25 protein-coding genes and 3 pseudogenes are annotated in these 26,788 nt (G+C 40.8%); 5 read left to right on the forward strand and 23 right to left on the reverse strand.

Annotation, left to right across the window (positions count from 1 at the left end):
• Nucleotides 1-25: 25 nt before the first annotated feature.
• The 7 genes and pseudogenes from phnW to pobA all read right to left on the reverse strand — a co-directional run bounded on the left by phnW (nt 26) and on the right by pobA (nt 8,666).
• Nucleotides 26-1,213, reverse strand: coding sequence for a 2-aminoethylphosphonate--pyruvate transaminase (gene phnW / locus J678_RS13220; protein ID WP_025466116.1), 1,188 nt, complete (start codon nt 1,211-1,213; stop codon nt 26-28).
• A 26-nt stretch (nt 1,214-1,239) separates the two neighbouring features.
• Nucleotides 1,240-2,394, reverse strand: coding sequence for a TIGR03364 family FAD-dependent oxidoreductase (locus J678_RS13225; RefSeq protein WP_017392980.1), 1,155 nt, complete (start codon nt 2,392-2,394; stop codon nt 1,240-1,242).
• Nucleotides 2,395-2,495: 101 nt separating this feature from the next.
• Nucleotides 2,496-4,205 carry a putative 2-aminoethylphosphonate ABC transporter permease subunit gene (locus J678_RS13230; protein WP_017392981.1) on the reverse strand — a complete coding sequence of 570 codons (1,710 nt, stop codon included), beginning with the start codon at nt 4,203-4,205 and terminating at the stop codon, nt 2,496-2,498.
• On the reverse strand, nt 4,199-5,401 hold the full coding sequence (locus J678_RS13235) for an ABC transporter ATP-binding protein (RefSeq protein WP_017392982.1): 1,203 nt from the start codon (nt 5,399-5,401) through the stop codon (nt 4,199-4,201). The genes J678_RS13230 and J678_RS13235 overlap by 7 nt, the downstream gene beginning before the upstream one ends.
• A gap of 22 nt (nt 5,402-5,423) precedes the next feature.
• Nucleotides 5,424-6,461 (reverse strand): annotated as a pseudogene (locus J678_RS0104195) (putative 2-aminoethylphosphonate ABC transporter substrate-binding protein).
• 91 nt (nt 6,462-6,552) lie between these two features.
• Complete coding sequence (locus J678_RS13240) at nt 6,553-7,275, reverse strand: UTRA domain-containing protein (protein ID WP_002048349.1); 723 nt, start codon at nt 7,273-7,275, stop codon at nt 6,553-6,555.
• A gap of 176 nt (nt 7,276-7,451) precedes the next feature.
• Nucleotides 7,452-8,666 carry a 4-hydroxybenzoate 3-monooxygenase gene (gene pobA, locus J678_RS13245; RefSeq protein WP_017392983.1) on the reverse strand — a complete coding sequence of 405 codons (1,215 nt, stop codon included), beginning with the start codon at nt 8,664-8,666 and terminating at the stop codon, nt 7,452-7,454.
• A gap of 141 nt (nt 8,667-8,807) precedes the next feature.
• On the opposite strand from pobA, the gene pobR reads away from it, so the two are divergent.
• Nucleotides 8,808-9,623 (forward strand): IclR family transcriptional regulator PobR, encoded by an 816-nt coding sequence (pobR, locus tag J678_RS13250; RefSeq protein ID WP_017392984.1) that lies wholly within the window; start codon nt 8,808-8,810, stop codon nt 9,621-9,623.
• A gap of 56 nt (nt 9,624-9,679) precedes the next feature.
• Here pobR and J678_RS23100 read toward each other — a convergent pair.
• Nucleotides 9,680-9,859, reverse strand: a pseudogene (locus tag J678_RS23100) (NAD(P)H-dependent oxidoreductase); the annotation flags it as partial.
• Here J678_RS23100 and J678_RS23855 point away from each other — a divergent pair.
• Both J678_RS23855 and J678_RS13260 read left to right on the forward strand, forming a co-directional pair.
• On the forward strand, nt 9,845-10,300 hold the full coding sequence (locus tag J678_RS23855) for a hypothetical protein (RefSeq protein WP_017392986.1): 456 nt from the start codon (nt 9,845-9,847) through the stop codon (nt 10,298-10,300). The pseudogene J678_RS23100 and the gene J678_RS23855 overlap by 15 nt on opposite strands.
• A 71-nt stretch (nt 10,301-10,371) precedes the next feature.
• Nucleotides 10,372-10,812 (forward strand): hypothetical protein, encoded by a 441-nt coding sequence (locus tag J678_RS13260; RefSeq protein ID WP_017392987.1) that lies wholly within the window; start codon nt 10,372-10,374, stop codon nt 10,810-10,812.
• Nucleotides 10,813-10,867: 55 nt separating this feature from the next.
• On the opposite strand, the pseudogene J678_RS23540 reads toward J678_RS13260, so the two are convergent.
• Nucleotides 10,868-10,953 (reverse strand): annotated as a pseudogene (locus J678_RS23540) (phenylacetic acid degradation protein); the annotation flags it as partial.
• 325 nt (nt 10,954-11,278) lie between these two features.
• Between J678_RS23540 and J678_RS13265 the strand changes: the two are divergent.
• Nucleotides 11,279-11,980, forward strand: coding sequence for an SDR family oxidoreductase (locus tag J678_RS13265; RefSeq protein WP_017392988.1), 702 nt, complete (start codon nt 11,279-11,281; stop codon nt 11,978-11,980).
• Between the two features lie 92 nt (nt 11,981-12,072).
• On the opposite strand, the gene J678_RS13270 is transcribed toward J678_RS13265, so the two are convergent.
• The 14 genes from J678_RS13270 to paaA all read right to left on the reverse strand — a co-directional run bounded on the left by J678_RS13270 (nt 12,073) and on the right by paaA (nt 24,381).
• Nucleotides 12,073-12,951: a LysR substrate-binding domain-containing protein gene (locus J678_RS13270; RefSeq protein ID WP_017392989.1), complete on the reverse strand. Its 879-nt coding sequence runs from the start codon at nt 12,949-12,951 to the stop codon at nt 12,073-12,075.
• Nucleotides 12,952-13,012: 61 nt separating this feature from the next.
• The gene (locus J678_RS13275) at nt 13,013-13,396 is read right to left on the reverse strand and encodes a PaaI family thioesterase (protein WP_017392990.1); all 384 of its coding nucleotides are present in this window, start codon (nt 13,394-13,396) and stop codon (nt 13,013-13,015) included.
• Between the two features lie 77 nt (nt 13,397-13,473).
• Nucleotides 13,474-14,079 (reverse strand): carbonic anhydrase, encoded by a 606-nt coding sequence (locus tag J678_RS13280; protein WP_017392991.1) that lies wholly within the window; start codon nt 14,077-14,079, stop codon nt 13,474-13,476.
• Nucleotides 14,066-15,031, reverse strand: coding sequence for a phenylacetic acid degradation operon negative regulatory protein PaaX (paaX, locus tag J678_RS13285; RefSeq protein ID WP_079378120.1), 966 nt, complete (start codon nt 15,029-15,031; stop codon nt 14,066-14,068). Before paaX ends, J678_RS13280 begins: the two co-directional genes overlap by 14 nt.
• A 53-nt stretch (nt 15,032-15,084) precedes the next feature.
• Entirely contained in the window at nt 15,085-16,374 is a 1,290-nt protein-coding gene (paaK, locus tag J678_RS13290) for a phenylacetate--CoA ligase PaaK (protein ID WP_000377865.1), read from the reverse strand.
• 40 nt (nt 16,375-16,414) lie between these two features.
• On the reverse strand, nt 16,415-17,623 hold the full coding sequence (gene pcaF, locus J678_RS13295) for a 3-oxoadipyl-CoA thiolase (protein ID WP_017392993.1): 1,209 nt from the start codon (nt 17,621-17,623) through the stop codon (nt 16,415-16,417).
• 12 nt (nt 17,624-17,635) lie between these two features.
• Nucleotides 17,636-19,174 carry a 3-hydroxyacyl-CoA dehydrogenase gene (locus J678_RS13300; protein WP_017392994.1) on the reverse strand — a complete coding sequence of 513 codons (1,539 nt, stop codon included), beginning with the start codon at nt 19,172-19,174 and terminating at the stop codon, nt 17,636-17,638.
• Nucleotides 19,175-19,176: 2 nt separating this feature from the next.
• Nucleotides 19,177-19,968 (reverse strand): 2-(1,2-epoxy-1,2-dihydrophenyl)acetyl-CoA isomerase PaaG, encoded by a 792-nt coding sequence (gene paaG, locus J678_RS13305; RefSeq protein ID WP_002046513.1) that lies wholly within the window; start codon nt 19,966-19,968, stop codon nt 19,177-19,179.
• The gene (locus J678_RS13310; RefSeq protein WP_017392995.1) at nt 19,968-20,741 is read right to left on the reverse strand and encodes an enoyl-CoA hydratase-related protein; all 774 of its coding nucleotides are present in this window, start codon (nt 20,739-20,741) and stop codon (nt 19,968-19,970) included. Before J678_RS13310 ends, paaG begins: the two co-directional genes overlap by 1 nt.
• A gap of 8 nt (nt 20,742-20,749) precedes the next feature.
• A complete protein-coding gene (gene paaE / locus J678_RS13315; protein ID WP_004709490.1) occupies nt 20,750-21,811 on the reverse strand; it encodes a 1,2-phenylacetyl-CoA epoxidase subunit PaaE in 1,062 nt (353 codons plus the stop codon).
• 23 nt (nt 21,812-21,834) lie between these two features.
• Nucleotides 21,835-22,335 carry a 1,2-phenylacetyl-CoA epoxidase subunit PaaD gene (gene paaD / locus J678_RS13320; RefSeq protein WP_001177938.1) on the reverse strand — a complete coding sequence of 167 codons (501 nt, stop codon included), beginning with the start codon at nt 22,333-22,335 and terminating at the stop codon, nt 21,835-21,837.
• A gap of 16 nt (nt 22,336-22,351) precedes the next feature.
• Entirely contained in the window at nt 22,352-23,107 is a 756-nt protein-coding gene (paaC, locus tag J678_RS13325; protein WP_017392996.1) for a 1,2-phenylacetyl-CoA epoxidase subunit PaaC, read from the reverse strand.
• 12 nt (nt 23,108-23,119) lie between these two features.
• Complete coding sequence (paaB, locus tag J678_RS13330; protein ID WP_000389648.1) at nt 23,120-23,410, reverse strand: 1,2-phenylacetyl-CoA epoxidase subunit PaaB; 291 nt, start codon at nt 23,408-23,410, stop codon at nt 23,120-23,122.
• A gap of 32 nt (nt 23,411-23,442) precedes the next feature.
• A complete protein-coding gene (gene paaA / locus J678_RS13335) occupies nt 23,443-24,381 on the reverse strand; it encodes a 1,2-phenylacetyl-CoA epoxidase subunit PaaA (RefSeq protein WP_017392997.1) in 939 nt (312 codons plus the stop codon).
• A 264-nt stretch (nt 24,382-24,645) separates the two neighbouring features.
• Between paaA and paaZ the strand changes: the two genes are divergently transcribed.
• On the forward strand, nt 24,646-26,748 hold the full coding sequence (gene paaZ / locus J678_RS13340; RefSeq protein ID WP_017392998.1) for a phenylacetic acid degradation bifunctional protein PaaZ: 2,103 nt from the start codon (nt 24,646-24,648) through the stop codon (nt 26,746-26,748).
• Nucleotides 26,749-26,788: the final 40 nt, after the last annotated feature.

Below are 26,788 nucleotides of genomic sequence, written 5' to 3' on the forward strand. Positions count from 1 at the left end.
TGTATTCCCTTTAATTTAATAAAAATTATGCTGTTACAGCTTGGTTTAGGTGGTTTTCGCAGTAGCTGGCAATCGCAGCAAGAAGCCCTTCAATGTCATGAATATAAACTTCGCCAATATTGCCTATACGGAAGCAGTTAAGATCTGTGACTTTGCCCGGATAAATTACGTAGCCTGATTTTTTCAGCGTTTCATAGAATGACTGGAAGCTAAATGTTTCGGCTGTTGGATAAAGAAAAGTAGTAATAATGGGCGATTGTGGGCACTCTTCACCGAGCACCAATTCAAAGCCCAGTTGTTGCATACCTTGCGATAAGGTTTGCTGGTTTTGTAAATAACGTTGATAACGTGCAGCGACTCCGCCCTCTGCTTCAAGCTCAAGTAATGCTTGATAAAATGCACGTACCACATGGGTTGGCGAGGTAAAACGCCATTTACCGTTATGCTGCTCCATTGTGTTCCACTGGTCATATAAATCGAGGCTAACCGAACGAGCTAAACCTTTACATGCTTCTAGGCAATCACGCTTCGCCAAAATAAAACCAAAACCCGGAACACCTTGAATACATTTATTTGCACTTGAAATCAGAAAATCAATTTTAAGCTCAGCCATATCCATAGGCACACCACCGAATGAACTCATGGCATCTACAATCCAGATTTTTCCTGCTGCTTTAACTAAACGGCCAATGTCTTGAATCGGGTTTAAAATTCCTGTGGTGGTTTCACAGTGTACACACGCAACATGGCTAATGGTTTTATCTTGTAAAACGCGCTCAATCTCTTGTAAATCTGGTGTCTGGGTTTCTAAATAGTTCAGCTCGATCACTTCAATATTTAAGCAACGCGCCATTTGCACCATACGTGCACCATATGCGCCGTTATTAATGATCAAGATTTTGCCATCACGTGGAATAGCTGAGCCAAGTACAGACTCCACAGCAAAACTACCACTGCCTTGCATTAACACAGCCGTATATTTTTCAGGTTGGCTGGTTGCCAAGTTGACTAGACGAGAGCGGATATCTTGTACCAGCGAGTTGTATTCTTGGTCCCAAGTACACCAGTCTTTTTGCATAGCACGGCGTACTGTTGCCGATGTTGATAAGGGCCCTGGAGTGAGAAGCAAATACTTGTTCTCTAAATCCATATCGAGTTGGGGTTGCATGTTCATAATGTTACTCATTTCTTTTGCGTTAATTTCAATATACACCAATCTGGTTTAAACCAGATGACAAACTAGTAAATATTTTGTTCTAATATTTCTTTCATAAACCCAGCCCCTGTGGTCATGCCTTTACCGGCAATCGCACTCACCAGAAAGATATTTTTTTCAGCTTCAGTAACACAGGCCAACTCATGTTCATGGGTCAGGTAATAACCATTCCAACGTTTTTGAATTGGAGGTAAATTCAGCCCTAATTTTTCGTGACAGTAAGCTTGGATAAACTTATTAATCTCTTCACGCTGCTCGAACTGCGGCGCTTCATTAATCGAATGATATTCGTGGCTATCGCCCACGATCAGTTCACCAAATTCGTTTTGTTTAATCAGAATATGGATACCGAATTCTTTAATGAATCCCTGCTGTGACGCTTTAACCAACTCAGCATGACTTGGGCAAATTTCAAAAGCCGGATAACGTGAGATAGATAAGCCTGAATAAAGAGAAGCATTTAATTTTTGTTGAAATGGTTGCGTCAGCGCCATTTGTAAGCCACAACGTTTCAGGTTCAAGCTTTGTAAGAGATCTGGATATAAAACATCGATGATTTCACCGTGACAGATCAAAACTTTATTTGCCCGATAAGTCTCACCACTTGCCAAACGAACCTGACAACTTTCCTGCTGATATTGAGTTTGAACAACACAGGCATTGGTATAAATCTCTACACCTTTTCTTTCGGCATATGCCAACAGTCGCCGCCCAATCACATGTGGTTCGACCGAATAATCTTCCCCAAAAACCAAGCCGCCTTGAAAATGCTGCGAAGGATTTAAATAAGAAAATTGGGTAACCAGTTCATCATGGTTTAGCAAATGAACTGGAATTTGATAATCATTTGCACGCTCGGCAAACTCTTTTAAAACCTGCCATTCAAGTGACGTATTGGCGAAATAGACACCTTGTCTTTGCTCAAATGAAATATCGGTTTCAGCCTGAATACGCTGATAAAAACAACGCGTTTCAAGTGCGTACTTTCGCCACTGCTGCTCTGGATGGGTTAATGTCGAAGTTCCGACCATGCCGAAATTACGACGAGTTGCGCCCACAGGTTTGGCATTTTTCTCGAAGATACAAACTTTTAAGCCTTGTTCTTGCGCTTGTATGGCAGCGGACAAACCTAAAATACCGGCTCCGACAACAATTAAATCAAACTGTGCGTTATTCATAAGACTTCCAATTTGCGAAATTTAGGATGAATACACCCTTGCCTTGTTGAACAAAGCATTCAATTTCAGTCAGTTAAATAAAAATTATGTTTAGCTAAAACTTAGTGAGCGCTTTCACGCCATTGCTGACTTCTTGCCATAATTTTTCTGGTAAATAACCAATGAATGAGTTTTACAACACATGAGGTGGTTAAAATGAGAATGCTCATCGCAACAGCAGCAACCGTGTCTCCCGCATCATCCATATTTAAAACCGCCACCGCCGCTAAACTAGTGTCTGGTGAATAAAGGAAAATGGCAGCCGACACAGTGGTCATGGCATTCACAAAAATATAAACCGATACATCGCATAGCGCTGGAAAACACATAGGCAAATAGACTTTCCAAAAGGTTTTCCACTTCGATGTTCCTAGAGTTTCCGCCGCCTGATCGAGCTGTAGCGGAATCTGTTTAATGGCATTGGTTAAAGTGAGGTGTGGTACGGTGTAATAATGCACAATGGTTGAAATCACCAAAATGGTCATGGTCCCATACAACACATTTAACGGGTTACTTTGCTGATTAAAAAACAAAATATAGGCAATACCCAAGACCAGCCCCGGCACAGCAAGAGGTAATAAAACCAAAGCTTGCACATAGTTCTTAATGAGTGGATGTGCCTTAAAACGTTCGGTTAATAGCGCCACCATAAAAATGAGTGCTGTTCCAAAAAACGTACTAAAGAGTGCCATGCGAACCGAGTTAAAGTATGCCGCCCAACCACCACCATCGACATATTCAAAACTGTAATGTGCCAAGGTTAAAGACAAATCATAAGGCCAAGACTGGATGAATGAAGCCAGCACAGCCGTAAAGATAATCAGTAAAATCGCACCTGAAACCAAACCACAAAATAGGCTCAGAACGACTTCAAGTTTTTTATTCGGTACTGAAACATAAGGTTTAGCCTGAAAAGCTTGAAACCGTGTATGCCGCTTGCTTTGTATTCGGTCGAAAATGAACACAAAAACTGCCGGTAACAACAATAAGATAGAAATTACCGCACCCATGCTCATGTTTTGCTGACCAATAATCTGTTTATAGACATCAAGCGCCATCATGTTAAATGAACCGCCAATAACTTTCGGAATTCCGAAATCGGTCAATACATAAATAAAAGCCACTAGACTTGCGCTAATGAGTCCATAGCGAATTGCAGGTAGTGTGACGTGGTAATGGGTCTTCCAGATATTTTTGCCGAGCGACAAAGATGCCTCAATTAAACGCTGATCGACACTGCGAAAAGACACCATCATCAACATCAAAATTGCTGGAAATAGCCAAAAGCAGTAACTGATTAAAATACCGATTGGACCATAAATTTGTATATCGCCCAGTAAAGGCTTTAATACGCCTTGCTTACCAAACAAATAAACCAATGCTAAAGAAGGCAAAAGTGATGGCGCTAAAATGGGTAAAAAAGCCACCAGTTTAAAGAAGCTTTTACCCTTTATATTCACATTGGTGAGTGCAAAAGCATAAACACTGGCAAGCAACACTGTAATGACAGTAACAGTACAAGCAACCCACACCGAGTTAAATACGGAACTGAGTAAAGCTGGACTACCAAAATAATGATAAAAATTTTCAAGACCAACAAAATTTTGATTTTCATCAAAAAATGCAGTTTCAAACAGCATGATTAATGGAGCAATAATCACTAAAGTCAAAGCAATTGCAACGCTTGCTAAAGCAATATTTGATCTTAATGAATATTCAGTTTTTCGACGCGGCTGTGTTTTTAAAACCGCTGAAGCAGTTTCATTTAACATAGTGCGTACCCTTGTTCGTCAAAGACATGAATGAGCTGATTAGGCACTTTTATAAACATGAGTTCTTGCAAAGATTTGAACTTGGTATTTTCAATTTCAATTTGCAAAAGGTGTTTTGCTTGCTCAATTCCATCGATATGAATAGTGCAAAACAAACGACGTTTCGCACCTAAAAATTCTGTGCTTAATACTTTAACTGGCAAATACAACGACTCTTTATCACTACCGAAATTATCAACTAATTCGACGGCTTCCGGTCTAAAACCAATATTGTAGCTTTGCCCTGCTTTAAGTTTTTGCTGCTCAAAATTTAGAGGAATAAAACTCAAAACCTCGAGCTGATTAACGACCGAACAAGTGGCTGCCAAAAAGTTCATGGTGCCAATAAACTTTGCAACGAATTGGGTTTGTGGCTTGTAATAAATATTGTGCGGCGTATCAATTTGTTCAATAACACCATGATTCATCACCACCACACGGTCAGAAATGCTTAATGCTTCTTCTTGGTCGTGTGTGACCATAATAGTTGGCAAATTAAGCTGTGATTGAATCGAACGAATCTTTTGTCTTAGGTTCAGACGTACCTGAGCATCAAGTGCAGAAAGCGGTTCATCTAGCAGTAAAATATCAGGCTTCGGTGCAATTGCCCGAGCAAGCGCAACACGTTGCTGCTGCCCGCCCGACAATTGATTTGGGTATTTTTTTGCAATATCTGGTAATTCAATCAGCTCTAATAACTGCTGAACTCGTTGGCTACGCTGCGCCTTGTCCCACTTTTTTTTATCTAAGCCGAAAGCAATATTTTCTTCGACGTTTAAGTTTGGAAATAACGCATAGTTCTGAAACACAATACCACAGTGACGCTTTTCAGCACTGAGCAACGTAATGTCTGCGCCCTTTTTTATGACTTTTCCATAATCAGGTTTTTCTAGACCCGCAATTATCCGTAATAATGTAGTTTTACCGCACCCTGAAGGCCCCAAAAAGCTCACGAACTCGCCAGCTTTCAGGTCTAAATTAATATGCGTTAGGGCCTGAAAGTGTTGGAACTTTTTTTGGATATCCACCACTTCTAAAACCGACGGGCCGTGTTCAGGATATTTATAGGTCGTTAATGACGATAATAAATGCCCTGCTAACTCACCCTTTTGGTTTTGACCTAGCAGAGATGATTGCAATGATGAAGGAATTTGCATAATGAGGCCCTTATCCAAAAGATCACTTTTCAAAACGCTTTGACCATTCAGCCAAAATACGTTCACGCTGCTCGGCCACCCAATAAAAATCATTTTTTACGAGCATTTGAGGAAGATTTTTTGGGAAACTCATGGTCGTATTTTCAATGCCTTTATAAGCCACCATTGAAAAGTTGTGTGCATAAGCTTCATTTGCCGCTTTGCTTACCGACCAATTTATAAATTTTTGTGCGCTACTTAATTTTTTGGTTCCTTTCACAATTGCTGAGGCTTCCATTTCCCAGCCTAAACCTTCAGTTGGATAAACCACTTCTAAAGGTGCACCTTCTGCCTTTAATTTAAATGCCGGATAACCAAAAGAAACACCAATTGGAATTTCACCCTGCGCTGCCATCTTGCAAGGTTTTGAACCTGAATGAGGATATTGTGAAATGTTTTTATCTAAAGCCTGCATATAGTCCCATGCCTGCTTTTCACCCCAAATTTGCATCCAAGCTGTGACATCCAAATAGCCTGTACCACTTGAGGCTGGATTTGGCATCACAATCAGGTTTTTATAAATGGGGTTGGTTAAATCTTTCCAAGTTTTTGGAATTGGTAACTTACGCTTTTCTAATTCAACTTTATTGACACAAATTGCAGATTCCCATGCATCCATACCCGTCCAAGTTGGTACAGTTTTTTGGCTTACAAATTCCGGTTTTAAATTTTAGATGCCTTCAGGTTTAAAAGGCTCAAGCATGTCCTTTTTTTCCATGACCAGCAAACTGGTTAAAGCCACACCAAAAACCACATCCGCTTGTGGGTTTTTCTGCTCTGCCAAAAGTTTAGCGGTAATCACACCTGTTGAATCACGTACCCATTTTACTTTGAGTTCAGGATAAGCTTTATGTAATTCCTCTTGGTATTGCTTAAGCTGGTCGGCTTCCACTGCCGTATAGACTGTAATTTCTTCTGATTGTTTTGATGTTGCTGATGAACATCCCATTTGAATAGCGACCACTACACCTAAAACTGATGCAGTACCGAGTTTAATTGTCTGTTGAACGTACTGTTTCATCTGCAAACCATCGAATGCAATTATTTGATGATCGTATTTCAACAGCTTTATATGACAGTTTAATTAATCTGGTTTAAACCAGATTGTATTTTTACGCTCGCGCTTCGAAATGTAAATCTAAAACATCATGTAGCCAATATTCTTGGTCAACATCGGTAATTACGCCTTCTTCATTTCTGTTGCTACGGCAAATATATAAACCCAGTGCCCCAACATTCACATGCAGTGCTTTAGCCTGTTGTTCAGATAAAGCAGTTGGATACAGGTTAATGTCAGCTCGGGTGATATGGCAGTCATATTGATTTGCCATGAGTAAAGTAATGGATTGCTTAAGATCATGAGTTAAAAACTCAGGGAAAAGTTCGGCATTCACCCGTAAATGCTCAACCAAAACAGGGCGACCATTAATACAACGACGTCGCCAAACTGAATAAATCGGATGCCCTTTTTCAACTTTTAAATGCTTGGCATCCCAAGAAGTAGCCTGAGTCAGTTCACTCGAAATTACTTCTGTAGATGGTTCATAGCCTTGTTCAATCACAAACTGATTAAAGTTTTTTGTCGATTGCGGATGATAAATAATACGAGGAGAACGAACATACCAACCACGGCGATCTAATCGATAAATCAAACCATCGGTTTCCAAAGCCAGTAAAGCTTCACGTGCAGCCACACGAGTGGTTTGGAACTGTTCAGAAAGCACTCTTTCTGATGGGAGTTTTGCGTGGGCTTCTAATACGCCAGATTCAATATCATGGGCAATTGCATCGCGAATAGGAATATATTTAGGTATGCGTGCTTGGTCCTGTTCCATACAAACTTAGAATTTATAAATAAAGAAATTAATAGCAATATACTGAAAAAATGTGACAAAAGCTTTTATTAATGCTGATTTTTTAAGCAAAACAATCTCTTAAGCTAGTACGGCCCACTTAAATTTTTATATAAAAAAAAGAGCATTTTCATGCCCTTTTTATTTTTACTTAGTCTTTAGCTTGCGTGCTTAAAACGATCTATTTGCTTAATCTCATAAGGCAAACCGACATAGTTTTCAGCTAATATGGTTTTACCCGCAATTGAACCTAGTACATAACTTAACTCGGCTTGTTTAATCTTATGATCAAACTCACTTTCAGTTTCAAAACGATGCAATAAATGAGTCATCCACCAAGAAAAACGCTCTGCTTTCCATACACGTTGTAGGCATTTTTCTGAGTATTCATTTATCCCTTGTTCAGAACCTTCGGCATAATATTCAATGAGTGCGCTTGATAAATAAGCAATATCAGATGCAGCGAGATTTAAACCTTTTGCTCCAGTCGGTGGAACAATATGTGCAGCATCACCTGCTAAAAATAGTTTTCCGAAACGCATTGGCTCGGTCACAAAGCTACGTAACGGCGCAATACTTTTTTCAATAGAAGGTCCTGTCACTAACTTTTCACGGCTTTCGGGATCTAGGCGGTTTTTTAACTCATCCCAAAACTTTTCATCCGACCAGTCCTCGATGTGATCTGTTAAAGGGACTTGTAAATAATAACGGCTACGCGTCTCTGAACGCATACTACATAAAGCAAATCCACGTTCTGACTGTACGTAAATGAGTTCATCGGCTACAGGTGGAACGTCTGCCAACACCCCTAACCAGCCAAACGGATAAACTTTTTCAAAGGTCTTAATTTTATCTTCTGGCACGCTGGCACGACAGACACCGTGGTAGCCATCACACCCTGCTATAAAGTCACACTGAATTTGAAAAGCTTTACCTTGGTACTCAAACTCAACTTTTGGTGCCGTGTAGAAATCTTTTACCTGTACATTTTGAGCTTCATAAAATGAAGTAAGCTGTGCTGCTTCACGCGCAGACATTAAATCTTTGGTGACTTCGGTCTGGCCATATACAGTTACTTGTTTACCACCTGTAAGTGCTGCCAAATCAACCCGATGCTTTTCACCATTGGTTAAGATTTCAATACCCGAATGCGGTAATCCTTTATCTTTTAAGTTTTGGTCAACGCCTGCTTGTTTGAGTAAGTCGACCGAAACTTGCTCTAAAATTCCTGCACGAATCCGTGAAGCCACATATTCAGCACTACGTTGCTCAACAATAATATGATCGATGCCAGCTTTATATAGAAGTTGCCCAAGCAATAACCCTGCTGGTCCAGAACCAATAATTGCAACCTGTGTCTTTAAAATATCCATAACTTCATCCTTGTTTCATCCTGACTTTTAAATTACTGGCTTTAAGTTTTGTTCACTATGTATCCAAGACGAAAATAACCGTTTATCATTTAGTTTGTCCGAATAGCGGACAGAAACAACCAAAATAGCAGGAATGAAAGGATGCCTTCTCTCGATGCTTTTCTAGAGCACCCGAACTCGCATGAGAAAATTCGTCAAGATGACTACATTGCAGGATTAGCAAAAGGCTTGGCTTTATTGGAAGCTTTTGGAACAGATCGGCAACGGCTTAATGTCACTCAAGTGGCAGAACGAACCAGTATTAGTCGTACAGCGGCAAGGCGTTATCTAAAAACTTTAAAATACTTAGGCTATTTGGAAACCGATGAACACTACTTTTGGTTAACCCATCGCGTGCTGCGTTTTTCGAGTTCTTATTTAAGCTCTGCCCACCTGCCTAAAGTTGCTCAATCATTTCTAAATCTTTTGTGCGCGCAGACGTCTCTGACTTTTTCAATTGTGGTGTTAGACGATAACGAAGTGGTGCCGATTGCCCGCAGTTATTTACCGCAGCAAGATAATTTGCGTGTTAGCCCGTATGGTATGCATTTAGGAAACCGACTCCCTGCCCATGCCACGTCTACAGGTAAAGTATTGCTGGCAGCACTCCCTGAAGAAGCTCAGCATACGTGGGTAAAAAATTACGGTTTAAAACGCTTAACGCCTTTTACCATTGTAGATGAGTCAAAGTTTTTTGAAGTGCTTAAGGGTATTTCATTATCGGATTATTGTCTTTCTAAAGAAGAACATGAGCTTGGTGTGATTGCGATTGCAGTGCCCGTATTTAACGCCCAAGGTCAAGCTATTGCTGCGCTTAACTGCATGTCTCAAACTAACCGTGTACAAGAAGATTATTTGGTTCAGCAAATTTTGCCATTGCTACGCAACACGGCAAATGAACTCAGAAATGTAATTTAAATAGATTTAGAAACTCTTGTTATCAATTAGAGGTACAAGAGTTTCAACCCATAATTTTAAATAGCGAATTCTTTGACTTGCTGGCTTGCCAGATCTAATGCATTGCTGCGATAAGCTTGCATGTCTAAGCCTTCTGCATAAATAAAATCGACGTCATGAATGCCCATTAGCCCTAACACCGCTTTGAGATAAGGCGTGACGGCCTCAGTTTCTTGGCCAACATGGAAATTGGTACGAAAGAATTTTCTTTTACTATTCTTAATATCAATCCTCAAAAGAATCTTTTACCTCTTACAATCAATATTAATGGACTTTCATTTGGTACATTAGATTCACCAACATACATGCCTAGCTTTATTGGAGATTTAAAGGCATTAGTGCAAGGGCCCTTCCATAAAAACTATAATTTAACTATTGAAAACTTTTTAGAAAATCTCTGCGTAAACCAAGAGTTGATTGAACATTACAGATTAACCTTAGAGGAAACTTTTGACGATTTTTCAAAAATTGGGGTTCGGAATCAAGAATCCATTTTTTTCTTATTTAAGTTACATAAAAATCCATTTTTTATATATCCAAACTTAACTGAAGAAATTATATACGCTGAACATGTACCGATTAATTCAGTTGAATCGGCTCTAAGTGAATTAATAAAATATGTAGCGACACTCCCCTAAACCGGCCTCTATTCAAATTTTATGAATACGCTAACTAACTTTAGACAAATTGCTAAGTAATATTTAAAACTATGGAAAGAAATGAATACCAAGAAGAAAAACACACAAAGTTCATTTATTCGAGTAAAAGACGCATTCAGCGAAGGGTTCTACAATTAGAGAAACTTACGGCCGAGGCCATTCATAACTATATTCACCTCAACTACAAGGATGAATGGTTTGAAAGCAACTTTTCAATTTTAAGTTGTTGGAAATTCTCTAAAAAAGACTTTGATAACACTGACAAATTTTGGTGTGATGCCATTTATTTTGAAGACTTCCATATAAAAAAGGAACGAGTATTTACTTTTAATGGACACGCATGGATTGGCTTAGCAAGCAATGTTGGATCAGAATGGAAAGTTCCAGTGTCAGGAAAATTTTGTATCAGTTCGAATGGGAAAACCTTAAAAAGCTATACCTTAACTTTTTACAATGAAAGTCAGGAATTAGTTTTATCAAAACGGAACTAATAAGTGAAAATGTGCGTAAATAAGCCCAACCACTCTGCTTAAAACTAACCACACATCACGGCGCAAGTCTGTAACACGTAACGTAAATAACGCGACTCTATTATTCAAACCGTCTGTTATCACCACCTCATAATGCGCAAAGTCTTACAAAAGCTTTGGTAACCGCACATTGAGAAAAAATATTATCAGCACACAGATACAGATTTGTGTGAAGACATATATAAACGAGTTCTAGCTTTCCCTTAGAAATTTAATAAAAATTTGAAATGTCTAATAAATCATCAGTTTCAATTATTTTTAGGATACTTTTTTCTAATAACTACGAGTCGCATATTGCTTAAGACAATAGATTTTCTACTGGGTTTAACGAATATATATCGTTTGCTCACCACCCTCTTAAATTTTAACATCATCTTTAAATTTGTTAAATGTTTCATATTTTTAATGAAATTAAGAGGTAAAAATTATGTCTGAGAAAGTCGCTATTATTACGGCTGCGGGAAGTGGTATGGGCGCAGCGATTGCAAAAAAATTAGCAGCAGATGGATTTAATATTGCGATTCTTTCTTCATCAGGAAAAGGTGAAGCTCTCGCAAACCAATTGAATGGTCTAGGTATTACCGGATCAAATCAATCAATAGACGATGTTCAACGCCTTATTGATGAAACGCTTTCTCGCTGGGGACGAATAGATGTTTTGGTTAACAGTGCAGGACATGGTCCCCGCAAGGAAATTTTAGAATTAACAGACCAAGATTGGCATGATGGTATAGACACTTACTTTCTTAATGCTGTACGACCTATACGTTTAGTTATTCCTGTAATGCAAAAACAAAAGCAAGGTGTAATTATCAATATTTCTAGTGCATGGACATTTGAGCCTAGCTCACTATTTCCAACTTCGGCAGTTGCTCGTTCTGGATTGGCAGCATTTACCAAAATTTGTGCAGATACATATGCGATTGATAATATCCGTATTAATAATGTTTTACCTGGATGGATTGATACTCAGCCAGAAATAGATGAACGCACTAACAATGTTCCAATGAAGCGATATGGTTCAAAAGAAGAGATAGCAGATACAGTTGCTTTCCTTGCATCTTATAGTGCTGCTTATATTACAGGGCAGAATATTCGAGTAGATGGTGGCTTAACTCGCTCGGTATAATGAATCTTAATAAAAATTTGAAGGGATAAATTGCTAAACCATTATCCCTTCAAGATTAGAGTTAAACTCATCACCGCAATAAAACTCTCTTTTTAATCTTGCTCTGTACCTAAATATTCAATACACCATTTCCAAATTTGATCTACTTTGTCATTCGGATGTGGAACTTTTTTTCTGACAAGAAAATAACTTGGCTCAACAATTTTAGTTTCGGAAATAACTTGTACTAGTTTTCCTGACTTAATATCTGCTTCTACAAATGCTCGACATGCTAAAGCTATTCCTTGCCCTGACACAGCAGCGTCCAACGCCAGAGTGGTTTGATTAAATATAGGCCCTGACAACTTGGCGAATGTATTTAGAAATTTTGGCCATTGATCGTGTGCATCGTGCAGAAGTGGCATTGATAATAACTGTTCACGTTTTAATGGCAACGTTAAATCTTTGACAAAATAAGGACTTGCGACAGCTACGAGTTCCTGACGAAACAATAATTGTGTTTCTAAATTCTCTGGAAATGATTTTGTGGTTAGCCTGATAGCAATATCAACCTGATCCCGATCAAAGTCAGATACTGCTTCAGTAGCTAATGTATGTAGGTTAATGTCAGGTAATAGAGTATGTAAATCGCCTAACCGAGGAATTAAAAGTTTGGCAGCAACAGTTGGTGTGACACTTATAGTAACGCTATCAGGCTGATCTAAAAGTAATTCTGTCGAATCAGTAAGAATATCAAAAGCACGAGTGATATTGACCAGATATTTTGCTCCTTCAGGAGTCAAAGAGAGTCCTCGTGGAAGCCGTTGAAATAAAGTAACGTTTAAATGATCTTCTAATGCACGAACTTGTTGGGCAATAGCACCTTGCGTAACACCTAATTCTTCAGCAGCAGCGCGAAAACTTAACTTCCTGCCCGCTGTTTCAAAAGCACGCAAAGCATTTAAGGATGGAAGTTTTCGACGAGATAACATGAAAAAATAAAGAAGTAGTTTTTCTACACTCTAGTTTGTTTACTAACTGTATGCAAGCCATTCACGGCGCAAGTCTGTAACACGTAGATGTAAACAAAGCGACTCTATTATTCAAACCGTCTGTTATCACCACTTCATAATGGGCAAATTTTTTACTACTTCCGACCTTGGTAGCCGTTGCAAATAACACCCGATCTTTCGCACCGCTCATATAGCGAATATCCGCCTGTAAGCCTGTATATGGCGCATCCCCTGCATTACAAGCCATCGCAAAAGCAATATCGGCTAAAGAAAATATGACACCGCCATGCACGCCACCCAATGCATTCATGTGTTCGTCTTTCACATTAAGCTTGCAACGCGCTTCATCAAAACTGCGATGCAGCACTTGTACACCCAATAGCTCTGCGAATTGATCAACCGCGTTGGTTTCCATTTTTTGCACAAACGTCTCCCTACTCGTGCGAGTATTCCTTAAGTGTTATAAATCTATCTATATTGAAATCGACTGATTAAAAGCCATTAAACGCTATCTTGTTTAATCTGATAGTTTGAAGCACTAAAGTCCTTATAGGTCAGGCGGTCATCCAACTCTGAGCTTAAAGGCTGAACCTCTTGCATTGTGTTTAAGCAGCGCTGTGCAAGTTCAATGTATTCTTGCGTACCTCTGGTTTTCCATTTTTTTTCTTGTTCTGACAAATCACGTGCAACCTTGGCAGGACTGCCCATTGCCAATACATTTGCCGGAATAATATCTTTGGTTTTGACCAAGCTATTTGCACCAATAATGGTGTTTTCACCAATTTCGGCATAGTCCAAAATTACGCTGTTCATGCCGACCAAAACATTTTTTCCAATGCGGCAGCCATGCAAAGTTGTCCCATGCCCAATGTGCCCCATTTCCTCAACTAGAGTCACGCTTTGCGGAAAACCATGTACGGTGCAGCTATCTTGTATATTGGCATTTTGCTTAATATGGATACGGCCAAAATCGGCACGCAATGACGCAAATGGTCCCACATATACGCCCCCTTCAATAATCACATCACCAATTAAAACAGCAGTTGGGTGTACAAAAGCTTCTGGGCTAACGACGGGAATAACACCGTCAATACTATAACAAGGCATGATTTAACCTCTCATTTGTCGCCACCAAACCTCCGAAACGGCGCCAATAATGTGCTGTGGCACTTGGCATTGGTCCTTCTGCTGTTGCGGCAACAGACAAGAAGTATTCATCGGCAGGTTCAAATACTTTTTTATAAATATTCATTGATAACGTTCGTGCACTAATCGCGGGCCAGTCAGTTGGCAACAACTCAAGCGGTAGTGCTGGGTCTTTCAATAAAATCCGTCGATAATAATGAATCAGCAAAGTTCGAATTTGAAAGGCCTGAACTGGTTCGAGTTGTTCATTTTCCTGCATCAGCAACACGCCAATTTCTCTAAAAATATCGAGAAACTGTAGATATCTTTGACGTAATTCATCGATAGGCCAGTTGGTTCTAAGCATACGTCCAATGGTATCGACCGAATTATTAAAGAGCTGCAAGGTTTCGGCTTTGAACACCACCACTTGCTCACTCATATTTAAGTCAACCAACAAGCGTTGCAGTTCAATACGGTTACAACCCGGATAAGCCATTAGGTTTGTCGAAATATTGGCAAATCCTAACCATTCGAGTTCTTTCTTTAACAACGCTTTATTTTCAGTATCGAGGCTAGACATCAGAATAAGATCCCAATAATGGTCCCACTCTTTCATCTGGTCGTTGTAAATGCGTTGCTCGGCTTGCAAATAAGTCGAACGGCTCGAATCTGTAATTCGATAAAAGCTGGTTCTGCCGATTTTGTCTGAACATAACCAATCATTTTTAACTAAACGAAAAACAGAGGTTCTTACAGCACGGTCATTAAAACCAAATAGCTCTAATAACTGAATCAGGCTTGCAAGACTAATGTTTCCACCCCGATGAAGTACTGAATCTCCAAAAATTGTCGAAATAAGCGAAGTTCCACTTAAGGTTTCATTCTTTACAACAGAATCAATTATTTGCTGTATTTTTGCACTCATACTCATGTCTTGGCGTTTAGTTTCAGGGTATAGATTCTATACCCTGAATGATCTTGATGTTAAGCAATCTGACGCATATCGATTACCCGCTTTGCCTTACCTTCCGAACGAGGTAAGGTCGCTTCTGTCACAACTTCTACAGTAACGCTAATCCCAATCATGGTTTTAATACGTTTCATCAACTCCTGAGCAAGTTGATTGGCCTGTATAGTACAGTTATGACACATCTCTGTACGAATATGCAAAGTATCCATATGGCCTTTTTTAGTCACCAAAATTTCATAATTTGGAACTAAATGCGGAACTTGCAAAATTTGCTCTTCAATTTGAGTCGGGAAAACGTTTACGCCGCGAATAATTAGCATGTCATCGCTACGGCCCACAATTTTATCCATTTTGCGCATTGCCAGATTTTCACCCGGTAGTAAGCGGGTCAAATCGCGGGTACGGTAACGAATAATCGGTAAGCCTTCTTTGGTAATAGTCGTAAAGACGAGCTCGCCAAGTTCGCCATCTTTACAGACTTCACCTGTTTCAGGGTTAATAATTTCTGGGTAGAAATGATCTTCCCAAATGGTTAGCCCTTCGCCCTCACCTAAGCACTGCATGGCAACACCCGGACCCATTACCTCAGACAAACCATAAATATCGAGTGCTTTAATATTAAGACGTTCTTCAATTTCACGGCGCAGTTCGTTAGTCCACGGCTCGGCACCAAAAATACCGACTTTTAAAGACGTATTACGTGCAGTACCAAATTGTTGCTCCAGCTTTTCAATAATACTCACGCAATACGATGGCGTAACCATAATTGCGGTAGGTTTAAAGTCTTGAATAAGCTGAACTTGCTTTTCAGTTTGGCCGCCAGACATTGGAATAACCGTTGCACCTAAGCGCTCGGCACCATAATGTGCGCCTAAACCACCTGTAAAGAGTCCATAGCCATAAGCCACCTGAACCATATCTTTCGCGGTTAAACCTGCCATGCGTAAGCAACGCGCAACAATGTCCGACCAAGTATTAATATCTTTTTGGGTATAACCCACCACAGTCGGTTTACCCGTTGTGCCCGATGATGCATGTAAACGCACAATTTGCTCTTGCGGTACGGCAAACATTCCAAACGGATAGTTGTCTCTTAAATCTTGTTTAGTGGTAAATGGAAACTTTGCCAAATCGTCTAAAGTCACGAAGTCATCAGGATGCACACCTGCTTCATCGAACTTTTTCTTATAGACCGGACTATTTTCATATACAAAAGTCAGGGTTTGCTTTAACCGTTTCGTTTGCAGCTCTCTAAGCTCTGCAAGTGTTAATTGTTCAACATTATCCGTTGTGAGGCTGTCCATCGCCTATCTCCTCATTATGTATTTTTAAAAACCGTCTGAATTAATTTAAGTTTTCCAAAATCAGTGCAACGCCTTGTCCAACACCCACACACATCGTGCAAAGTGCATAGCGTCCGCCGCGTTTTTTAAGCTCACGTGTTGCCGTAATCACTAAACGTGTACCACTCATACCGAGCGGATGTCCGAGTGCAATCGCACCGCCATTTGGGTTCACGCGTTCATCGTCATCTTTTAGACCAAGCTCACGCATACAAGCTAAAGATTGGGCTGCGAATGCTTCATTCAGCTCAATCACATCCATCTGATCTAGCGTTAAACCTGTTTGCTTTAAAATTTTCTGCACAGCCGGAACAGGACCTATACCCATATATTTGGGTTCAACCCCTGCACTTGCAATGCCAATTACACGTGCTAAAGGTTTTAAACCATGTGTATCTGCAAATTCACGGTTGGTAATTAACACACACGCGGCACCGTCATTTACACCAGAGGCATTTCCGGCAGTCACCGAACCGCCTTCTTTTTTAAATGGTGCTTTTAGTTTTGCGAGTGCTTCAAGTGTCGTTTCACGCGGATGTTCATCACGGTTCACCACAACCACGTTTTTCTTACGGTCTGTAATCTCGACAGGCAAAATCTCATCGTTAAAGAAACCGTTTTGCTGTGCAGCAGCCGTTTTTTGTTGGCTACGCAATGCAAACGCATCTTGGTCTTCACGACTAATTTGATATTTTTCAGCTACATTTTCGGCAGTTTCAGGCATGCTGTCGGTACCGTATTGCGCTTTAAGTTGCTTATTTACAAAGCGCCAGCCAATCGTGGTGTCATAAATTTCAGGTGTACGGCTAAAGGCTTCGGTCGGTTTAGCTTGTACAAATGGCGCACGGCTCATTGACTCAACACCACCTGCCAACACAAACTGCGCTTCACCTGCTTTAATTGAGCGTGCTGCAAGTCCTACCGTATCTAAACCCGAAGCACATAAACGATTGACGGTCATGGCTGGTACTGTATCAGGTAAGCCTGCCAAGAGTGTTGCCATACGTGCAACGTTACGGTTGTCTTCACCTGCTTGGTTGGCACATCCCAAAAACACTTCGTCTACCGTATTCCACGGTAGATTCGGGTGTTTATCTTTTAAATATTTGATGGGCAATGCAGCTAAATCATCTGCACGTACAGCACTTAGGGCACCTGCATATCGTCCAATTGGGGTACGAATAAAATCGCAAATTAAAACGTCTTCCATGTTGACTCCTGATTATGCAAATTCGGTCATATCACGTGAATATTGAGTAGCAATGTTTTGAGTTTTTGCTACATATTGCTTGAGGTAGATACTCGCGCGATATTTTTCCTCTCCATACAGTGCATATAAGTTATTTAAAGTTTGGAGCACATAAGCACCACCCATTTGTGTCAACCACTGGTAAGGGCCTTTAGGATAATTCACTCCATATTTCATGGCATTATCAATATCTTCCAGACTCGCAACACCATGTAAACTTGCTTCACAGGCTTCATTAATGAGTAAAGCGATGGTGCGTAAGGTTAACAGTGCCGGATGGTCTTTAATCCACATCACGCTGATACCAAACTGTGCAAAATAAGCTTCAACTTTAGCCAGATCATTGGCTTCACAAAGCTCGTTATGACTGAGTACTAAAGCTTCCGCGTGCTCAAAATCATGGTGCCAATCCATTAAAACCACTTTACGGCTTAAGTAATGAATATTGGCTGAATCACCTTGGCTTAAGCGTAAGTCGATATCATCAATTTGAAGAATATTGTCGTCACTCGCAGATCCGCTTTTTAAACCTAAACGCGTTAAAAAAGCAGGTAGCTGAGACCAAGTCCCTTTTAGCTGAATATGGGCATCGACTGGTTTGGCAACCACAGCTTGAGGCTGAAATGTCTCGTACTGATTTTTTTCGTTATAGCTGTAAAAGCCTTGTTTTGACTTACGGCCCCAAGCTCCTGCATCGACCAATTCTTTTTGAATGAGGCTTGGACGGTAGCGTGGTTCGTAAAAAAACTCTTGGTAAACGCTTTGGGTCACCGAAAAGTTAACATCTTGCCCAATGAGGTCGGTGAGTTCACAAGGCCCCATCGCAAAACCACCACATTGCTTTAAAGCATAGTCTAGTCGGTCGTAGCTGGTGACTTGTTCTTGCAGTGCTCTAAAGCCTTCTGCATAAAACGGCCGTGCAATTCGGTTAACAATAAATCCGGGAGTCGACTTGGTGAGTACTGGAATTTTTTTCCAGCCCAACATCAAGTTTTTTAAAGCCAAACATAAGCTGTTGGGGGTTTTTAAGCCTTGTACAATTTCAACCAGTTTCATGACTGGTGCAGGGTTAAAAAAGTGTAAACCCACTACGCGCTCAGGGTGAGCAATGCCCGCCGCAATTGCAGTCACTGAAATTGAAGATGTGTTACTTGCAAAAATGGTTTGCGCACTACAAATTTCAGCGAGTTGCTTAAATAAAGACCGTTTAACTTCTTTTTTCTCGACGACCGCTTCAATGACCAAGTCAGCATCACGCAGTTCTTCAACCTGATTGACCACCGTTAAACGCGCTAAAGCTTCATCAGCTTGCTGCTCTGTGAGCTTGTTCTTTTCAACCAGCTTTTTAAACGTCTGCCCTAAGCCTTGAGCGGCTTGTTGCGCTTTTTGAGCGTCCAGATCATATAAAACAGTCGAGTGCCCATTAACGATGGCTAACTGGGCAATGCCGATGCCCATTGTGCCAGAACCAATGACAGCAATTCGGGCACGAGATAAGTCTAAATCTGTCATGCTTAGCGCCCTTTAAAATTTGGTTCACGTTTATTCATAAAGGCTTGTACCCCTTCACGATAATCTTCTGAACGACCCGCAATACGTTGTAAATCACGCTCTAAAAGCATTTGCTCATCAAAGGTGTTATTGCTTGATTGATGAATCGCTTTTTTAATGAGAGATAAACCAAAAGTAGGTTGTTTCGCTAAACGTTCAGCGAGTTCAGTGACTTTTGTTTTAAGTTCAGCATCTTCAACCACATCCCAAATCATGCCCCATTCTTTTGCGGTTTCTGCCGGTAGCTTGTCACCTAACAAAGCCAATCCCATCGCACGTGCATGGCCTACAGCACGTGGTAAAAACCATGTACCCGCAGAGTCTGGAACTAAACCTAAACGGCAAAATGCTTGTACAAAGTTTGCCGATTTAGCTGCAATCACCAAATCACATGCCAGTGCAATATTTGCCCCTGCACCTGCTGCCACACCATTTACCGCGCAAATCACAGGCTTTGGCATATTTACAATCGTTTTAATGAGCGGGTTATAGTAAGTTTCAATGGAATATCCTAAATCTGGAGCTTCAGCATTTGGGTCAACTACACGGTCACCTAAATCTTGCCCAGCACAGAAGCCACGGCCTTCGCCACTAATCACCACACAACGGACATCCGGATTTTTGGTCCACTGGTTTAAAACCTCAGCCACTTCACGGTGCATATCAACGTTAAAGCTATTCAGTGCTTTTGGGCGGTTAAAAGTTAGGTAGCCAACACCATTTTTTTCTTCAGCAATAATATTTTGATAGTCCATCACTCACCTCTAAACACTGGCTTTCTTTTCTCAAAGAAAGCATTAATCCCTTCGTTTCGATCTTTTGTAGCCGCCAACCAGACAAAGTTTTGACGTTCAAACTTGAGTCCCTGACTTAAGGTTGTTTCATGAATACTTTTAATTGATTGTTTAATCACGCGAATCGCTAAAGGCGCTTGTTTGGCAATCTTGGCTGCCAGTTGAACCGCATATTCAACGGTTAATTCAGTCGGCACCACTTGACTGCAAATGCCATGTTGCTCTGCCTGTTTTGCCGAAATCATCTCACCTGTCATGGCCCAGCGCATGGTGAGCTGTTGTCCAACCAAGCGTGCTAAACGCTGTGTTCCGCCTGCACCCGGCAACATACCCAAGGTAATTTCAGGTAATGCAAAACGGGCATTTTCACCACAAATCACCATGTCTGAATGCAAAACCAACTCGAACCCAGCGCCTAAGGCATAGCCATTCACTGCTGTAATCAGTGGCTTACTAAACGCATCAATTTTTTGCCAAAGCTTCGGGCGAATATCGAGTTGCAAAGACACCGCGTCCATTGCAGCTAGCTCACTAAGATCTGCTCCAGCCGCAAAACATTGAGCATTACCCGTTAAAACCACTGCTTTGACTTGAGCATTATGTTCAGCTTCTTCAAGCAACTCGCACAAACACTGCAATGTTGCATTGTTTAAGGCATTTCTTTTTTCCGGACGGTTTAGGGTTAATAACAAAACACCGTCAGCAGCTGTACTGGCTTGGATCAACTCTTGCATGACAGCCTCTATTCATCAAAACTCAAGCGAACATTTGAGCCTTTTGGTAAGGTCTGACAGCTCAGCACATAGCCTTTTTCCACTTCATCTTCTTCAAGACTATAGTTAAGGAACATATCAACTTCGCCTGAAAGCACCTTACAGCGACAGGTCGCACACACCCCACCTTTACATGCATACGGTAAGTCGGCACCCGCACGCAGAGCCGCATCAAGAATACTTTCATCTTCCTGAGCCACAGAAACAATCAGTTCACGACCATCTAAAATGATGTTTACTTTTTCTTCTTTACGATTTGCATCCGCTTCAACACTACGTTTACGCGCTTGTCCTGTATGGAAACGTTCGGTGTGAATGCGCTCTTTGGCAATACCAAAGTTCGGCAACGTGTTTTCTACAGCATTCATCATTTCGTCTGGGCCGCAGGCAAACACATGGTCAAAGTTTGTTTCAAGCACTTCATAATCAAAAAGTTGCTTAAGCTTTTCTGCATCAATACGACCGTTCATTAGCTCGCTATCGTTGAACTCACGAGAAAAAATATTGATGAGTTGAAAGCGTTCTTTAAACTGATCTTTCAAATCCATAATTTGCTCGGCAAACATGGTTTGTTTCCATGAGCGATTGCCATAGAGCAAGGTAAAGTTAGCTTCAGGTTGTTCAAATAAAACTTGTTTAATAATTGATAGAATTGGCGTGATACCACTGCCCGCAGCAACGCCTAAATAGTTTTGTCCGCCCATCTTGGCTGCTTTTTGAAAAAACACACCTTGTGGTGGCATGACTTCAAGCACATCGCCCACTTTTAAATGGTCATTTGCCCAGTTTGAAAATTGACCCTGATCAATTTTTTTAACCGCAATACTGATGTCTTCTTTGCCCGCATAGCTACAAATTGAATAACAACGACGGATTTCACCCGCTTCGGTTAAATGGCGAATGGTTAGATGTTGCCCCGGTTGAAATTGAAATTGTTCTTGTTGTTCAGGTACAACGTCAAATGCAATACAAATTGCCTGATCGGTTTGAGGCGTAATACTTTTTACTTTTAATGGTACAAATTGGCTCATGGCTGATTTCCTTATCTAAAGACTTAAATACATTTGAAGTAATCAAAAGGCTCAAGACAGTCCTGACATTTATAAAGTGCTTTACAGGCGGTGGAACTAAACTCTGTTAACAGTCGGGTATGTCGGCTTTTACAACGTGGGCACTCGACACCATCATTTAAATGAACGTGAGTTCCGCACTGATGCGCCAACCCTTCAGGTGGTGCAATGCCATAAACTTGCAGTTTCTTTTTCCCTGCTTCAGACATCCAGTCCGTGGTCCATGCTTCTGATAAATCGACCATGACTTTGACCGGTGTCAAAGCTTCTGCGGTAAATGCCTCCACAATTTGTGCTTTGAGCATATCTGTTGCTGGGCATCCGCTATATGTCGGAGTTAGACGAACAATAATTTCTTGTTGATCGTTAATCTCTACACCGCGAATCATGCCTAAATCGACAACTGATAAAACTGGAATTTCAGGGTCACTTACCGTTTGTAGAACATCCCAACATTGGTCGATGCAATGACGAATCATTTGCATGGCTCACCTCCTTGTCTTACCAGGTCATTCCCGGATAAGTTCTTTGAATACTTTGCATTTCAGCCAACAAATAACCTAAATGCTCAGTATGCAACCCTTGTTTTGCACCGCGGCGATAAGAGCCATTAACAGCAACATTTAATTCAAAACGCTTAAGCTCATCTGCAATGGTTTGGTTCCATTGCTCTTTTTCATTTGAAAAATCTGGAATCACGCCTTCTGCAACTAATGCTTTCTCGTCTGCACTCAGTTCAAATAATTCAGCGGTAAAGCGCCATAGATTATTTAATCCGTCTTGCACACGTTGATGTGCTTCATCTGTGCTTAAACTTAAACGTTCCATCCAGCTTGTTGAAAAACGGATGTGATACTTCACTTCTTTTAAAGATTTCACAGCAAGCGCACTTAATTCAGGAAGTGAGCTTTGCGCTAAAGCCGTAAATAAATGAAGATGGTAATGGTCCATCAACCACTGGCGCACAATCGTTTGAGCAAAATCGCCATTGGGTTGTTCACACAACAATAGGTTTAAAAACTCACGTTCTGTACGGAAATACGCAAGTTGGTCTTCATCACGTTTAGCTTCATCATATTGACCAGCCAAAGTCAGAAAGTTTCTTGCTTGACCTAACAAGTCCAAGCCGATATTTGCTAAGGCAATATCAATTTCTAGCTCAGGTGCATGCCCGCACCATTCAGCCAAACGCTGAGATAAAACCAGTTGACTGTCGCCAATATGTAATAAGAATTTAGATAAAACTGAATGATTCATTTGCCATTCCCCTTACATGTGCTCAATGCCATCTGGGATATGGTAAAAAGTCGGGTGACGATAAACCTTGTCTAAAGAAGGATCGAAAAATTCAGCTTTTTCATCTGGCTGTGATGACTTAATCAGTTCTGAACGAACCACCCAAATGCTAATTCCTTCATTACGGCGCGTGTAAACATCACGAGCATGCTGTAGTGCAATTTCATCATCAGGTGCTCTTAAGCTGCCTACATGACGGTGGCTTAAGCCTTGTTTACTACGTACAAATACTTCGTAGAGCGACCAGTTGTTCTTATCTTCCATTTTGATTTCCTCAAATTTTTCCATAAATCTTGTTAAGCCACTTTGTTCGCTTCAAGCTGCTGTTTTTTCGCATAGACTACTGCTGCATCACGAACCCATTTGCCGTTTTCCCATGCTTTACGGCGTGCTTCGATACGCTCGTGATTACATGGTCCACGTCCAGCAATCACTTCATTAAATTCGTGCCAGTCAATCTCGCCAAATTCATAGTGGCCTGTTTTTTCATTGAACTTTAAATCTGGGTCTGGTACTTCCAAGCCAAGTTGCAACACTTGTGGTACGGTGTTATCGACAAACTTTTGACGTAATTCGTCATTACTAAAACGTTTGATTTTCCACGCCATGCTTTGTGCACTGTTTGGAGAATGCTCATCACTTGGACCAAACATCATCAGTGCTGGCCACCAGAAACGGTTCACTGCATCTTGTGCCATTTGTTTTTGTTCTGGTGTACCGTTTGCCAAAGCCATCATGGCTTCAAAACCTTGACGTTGGTGGAAACTTTCTTCTTTACAAATACGTACCATCGCACGTGCATATGGCCCATATGAAGTACGGCAAAGCGCAACTTGGTTCACAATGGCTGCCCCATCGACAAGCCAACCAATTGCAGCGACATCTGCCCAAGTCAAAGTTGGATAGTTAAAGATTGATGAGTATTTCATTTTCCCATTAATCAACTTTTCCATCATGTCATCACGGTCAGCACCTAAGGTTTCTGCCGCGCTATACAGATATAAACCATGACCCGCTTCATCTTGTACTTTCGCGAGCAAAACCGCTTTACGTTTTAAAGTCGGCGCACGCGTAATCCAGTTTCCTTCAGGCAACATACCTACAATTTCAGAATGGCCATGTTGCCCGATTTGACGAATCAATGTTTTGCGGTAGGCATCAGGCATTTGATCCTTAGCCTCGATCGTAATTTCATTGGCAATATTTTGTTCAAATTTCTGGTAAATGTTTTCCATTCTTTCATTCCCTGTAGGTATCACCCTTAAATCTATTTTTCGATACACAAAAAGCAAAGTCAACTAATTTTTTAGTATCAAATTAAATTCACAACAATAAAACAATTCAAGCTATTGAAATTAATAAAATTAAGTTAAATGTAAAAACTTTTTTACTTTTAAAAATCAAAATAAAGTTGACTTTTATACAAATTAATCTGAAATTATGAATCATATTTTTGAAATTTTTATAATTGATGTATCAAATAAAAAAGGAGTTTGGTCATGCTTGAACAAGCACACCTAGAAGGAACCTCAACTGACACAGATTTTCAGCAGTCTGAACAGCAGCTGCCTCATCTTGCTTCTTATGTCTATGGAACATGGCATTCGTCTGACGAAGAATTACGTACCGTTTATCATGCCATTACAGGTGAATCGATTTATGCCGTAAGTAGTCATGGCATAGATATGAAACGTGTTGTTCAGTATGCCAAACAGAATGGTTCAGAACTGGCTAACTGGACGTTTCACCAACGTGCCAATGCGTTAAAACAAATTGCCCAACATTTACTTGAACGTAAGGAAGACTTCTACAAACTTGCTTATGCGACAGGCGCAACTCGTAAAGATGCGTGGATTGATATTGAAGGCGGGATCCAGACATTATTTGCTTATTCAAGTCTGGTTCGCCGTGAACTCAATGATGAAAAAATTATTACTGAAGATAGCTGGATTCAATTATCTAAAAATGGCACTTTCGGCGCTAAACACATTTTAAGCCCTAAAGCAGGTGTTGCCGTTCACATTAATGCTTTTAACTTCCCAATTTGGGGAATGCTTGAAAAGATTGCACCGGCTCTACTAGCAGGCGTGCCATGTATAGTGAAACCAGCAACCGATGGTGCCCAATTAACTCAAGCAGTTGTAAAAGCCATTGAGGAAACACATGTCTTACCAAAAGGCGCACTACAACTTATTTGCGGTCAGACCTATGACCTGTTAGAGCACCTAGGCCCACAAGACTGTGTCACCTTTACAGGTTCTGCTTACACAGGTCAAAAACTACGTAACCACCCTCACCTCAATAAATATTCGATTCCATTTAGTATGGAAGCCGACTCGGTAAACAGCGCAATTTTAAGCCCTGAGGCAAATGAAGAAACTGTCGATTTATTTGTGCGTGAAGTCTTCCGTGAAATGACCACCAAAGCAGGCCAAAAATGTACTGCAATTCGTCGTGCTTTCGTTCCTGAAAATTTATTAGCGACTGTGCAAGAGAAGCTAACTGCCAAACTTGCTAAAGTTGTGGTGGGTGATCCTCAAAAAGAAGAAACCACCATGGGAGCTTTAGCGAGCATAAAACAAAAACAAGACGTTGCAGAAAAGGTTGCCGAACTCAGCAAAGATGCAAAAATTGTTTTTGGTGGCAACAATAGCTTTAAATTTAATGCAGACCATCCTGAAAAAGGCGCTTTTTTCGCTCCAACTTTATTGGTGTGCGAACAACCTTTACAAGCGAAGAATGTTCATACCACGGAAGCTTTCGGTCCGGTATGTACACTCATGCCATATCAAAACATTGAAGAACTCGCTGACCTTGTTTCACGTGGTGAAGGTAGCCTAGTGGCTTCTGTCGTTAAAAATAACGATGAAAATATTGAACAGCTTATTCAAAAAATCGCGCCTTGGCATGGGCGTGTGCATGTACTCGATGCAGAGTCAGCAAAAGAAAGTACAGGACATGGTTCACCACTTCCACATTTAGTACATGGCGGCCCTGGTCGTGCAGGTGGCGGTGAAGAGTTAGGTGGTATTCGTGCCGTTAAACATTATATGCAGCGCACTGCAATTCAAGGCTCTCCAAACAGTCTGACACAAATTACCCACTCATGGACTGCTGGCTCGAAAGTTAACGAAGATCGCGTACATCCATTCAAAAAGTCTTTTGATGAGTTAGTGATTGGTGAACGTTTATTAACGGCGCGCCGTACAGTCACCGAAGCAGATATTGTCAATTTTGCTTGTTTAAGTGGTGACTACTTCTATGCGCATACTGACAAAATCGCAGCAGCCGAGTCTTTCTTTGGTGAGCGCGTTGCACACGGTTACTTTATCGTGTCTGCTGCGGCAGGGCTATTTGTAGACGCAGCACAAGGCCCTGTGATTGCCAATTATGGTATGGACAACTTACGCTTTGTTGAACCGGTTAAAATTGGTGACTCGATTCAGGTTGAACTCACCTGTAAACAAAAAACACCTAAACCACAAAAAGACCCGTCTCAGCCTGCGCATGGCGTTGTGGTATGGGATATTAAAGTCAAAAACCAACGCGGTGAACTTGTCGCAACTTACGACATTTTAACTTTAGTTGCTCGCGAGGCTTAATGTTTAAAAAGAGATGGGGTCACCTCGTCCCCATCTCTTT

Source organism: Acinetobacter sp. 1424608 (assembly GCF_000588255.1).
Taxonomy (GTDB): Bacteria; Pseudomonadota; Gammaproteobacteria; order Pseudomonadales; family Moraxellaceae; genus Acinetobacter; species Acinetobacter nosocomialis.

Coding starts and splice junctions, on each gene's coding strand:
- J678_RS13230 (WP_017392981.1), bottom strand. CDS start 4,205: ATGTTAAATGAAACTGCTTCAGCGGTTTTAAAAACACAGCCGCGTCGA.
- J678_RS13310 (WP_017392995.1), bottom strand. CDS start 20,741: ATGCAAGAGTTGATCCAAGCCAGTACAGCTGCTGACGGTGTTTTGTTA.
- J678_RS13270 (WP_017392989.1), bottom strand. CDS start 12,951: ATGTTATCTCGTCGAAAACTTCCATCCTTAAATGCTTTGCGTGCTTTT.
- J678_RS13240 (WP_002048349.1), bottom strand. CDS start 7,275: ATGGAACAGGACCAAGCACGCATACCTAAATATATTCCTATTCGCGAT.
- paaD (WP_001177938.1), bottom strand. CDS start 22,335: ATGCAAATGATTCGTCATTGCATCGACCAATGTTGGGATGTTCTACAA.
- pobA (WP_017392983.1), bottom strand. CDS start 8,666: ATGGATATTTTAAAGACACAGGTTGCAATTATTGGTTCTGGACCAGCA.
- J678_RS13225 (WP_017392980.1), bottom strand. CDS start 2,394: ATGAATAACGCACAGTTTGATTTAATTGTTGTCGGAGCCGGTATTTTA.
- J678_RS13280 (WP_017392991.1), bottom strand. CDS start 14,079: ATGCCTTGTTATAGTATTGACGGTGTTATTCCCGTCGTTAGCCCAGAA.
- J678_RS13235 (WP_017392982.1), bottom strand. CDS start 5,401: ATGCAAATTCCTTCATCATTGCAATCATCTCTGCTAGGTCAAAACCAA.
- J678_RS13300 (WP_017392994.1), bottom strand. CDS start 19,174: ATGACAGATTTAGACTTATCTCGTGCCCGAATTGCTGTCATTGGTTCT.
- pobR (WP_017392984.1), top strand. CDS start 8,808: ATGCCTTCTCTCGATGCTTTTCTAGAGCACCCGAACTCGCATGAGAAA.
- paaG (WP_002046513.1), bottom strand. CDS start 19,968: ATGGACTATCAAAATATTATTGCTGAAGAAAAAAATGGTGTTGGCTAC.
- paaK (WP_000377865.1), bottom strand. CDS start 16,374: ATGGACAGCCTCACAACGGATAATGTTGAACAATTAACACTTGCAGAG.
- J678_RS13265 (WP_017392988.1), top strand. CDS start 11,279: ATGTCTGAGAAAGTCGCTATTATTACGGCTGCGGGAAGTGGTATGGGC.
- paaA (WP_017392997.1), bottom strand. CDS start 24,381: ATGGAAAACATTTACCAGAAATTTGAACAAAATATTGCCAATGAAATT.
- paaB (WP_000389648.1), bottom strand. CDS start 23,410: ATGGAAGATAAGAACAACTGGTCGCTCTACGAAGTATTTGTACGTAGT.
- paaX (WP_079378120.1), bottom strand. CDS start 15,031: ATGAGTATGAGTGCAAAAATACAGCAAATAATTGATTCTGTTGTAAAG.
- paaC (WP_017392996.1), bottom strand. CDS start 23,107: ATGAATCATTCAGTTTTATCTAAATTCTTATTACATATTGGCGACAGT.
- J678_RS13260 (WP_017392987.1), top strand. CDS start 10,372: ATGGAAAGAAATGAATACCAAGAAGAAAAACACACAAAGTTCATTTAT.
- J678_RS23855 (WP_017392986.1), top strand. CDS start 9,845: ATGGAAATTGGTACGAAAGAATTTTCTTTTACTATTCTTAATATCAAT.
- paaE (WP_004709490.1), bottom strand. CDS start 21,811: ATGAGCCAATTTGTACCATTAAAAGTAAAAAGTATTACGCCTCAAACC.
- pcaF (WP_017392993.1), bottom strand. CDS start 17,623: ATGGAAGACGTTTTAATTTGCGATTTTATTCGTACCCCAATTGGACGA.
- paaZ (WP_017392998.1), top strand. CDS start 24,646: ATGCTTGAACAAGCACACCTAGAAGGAACCTCAACTGACACAGATTTT.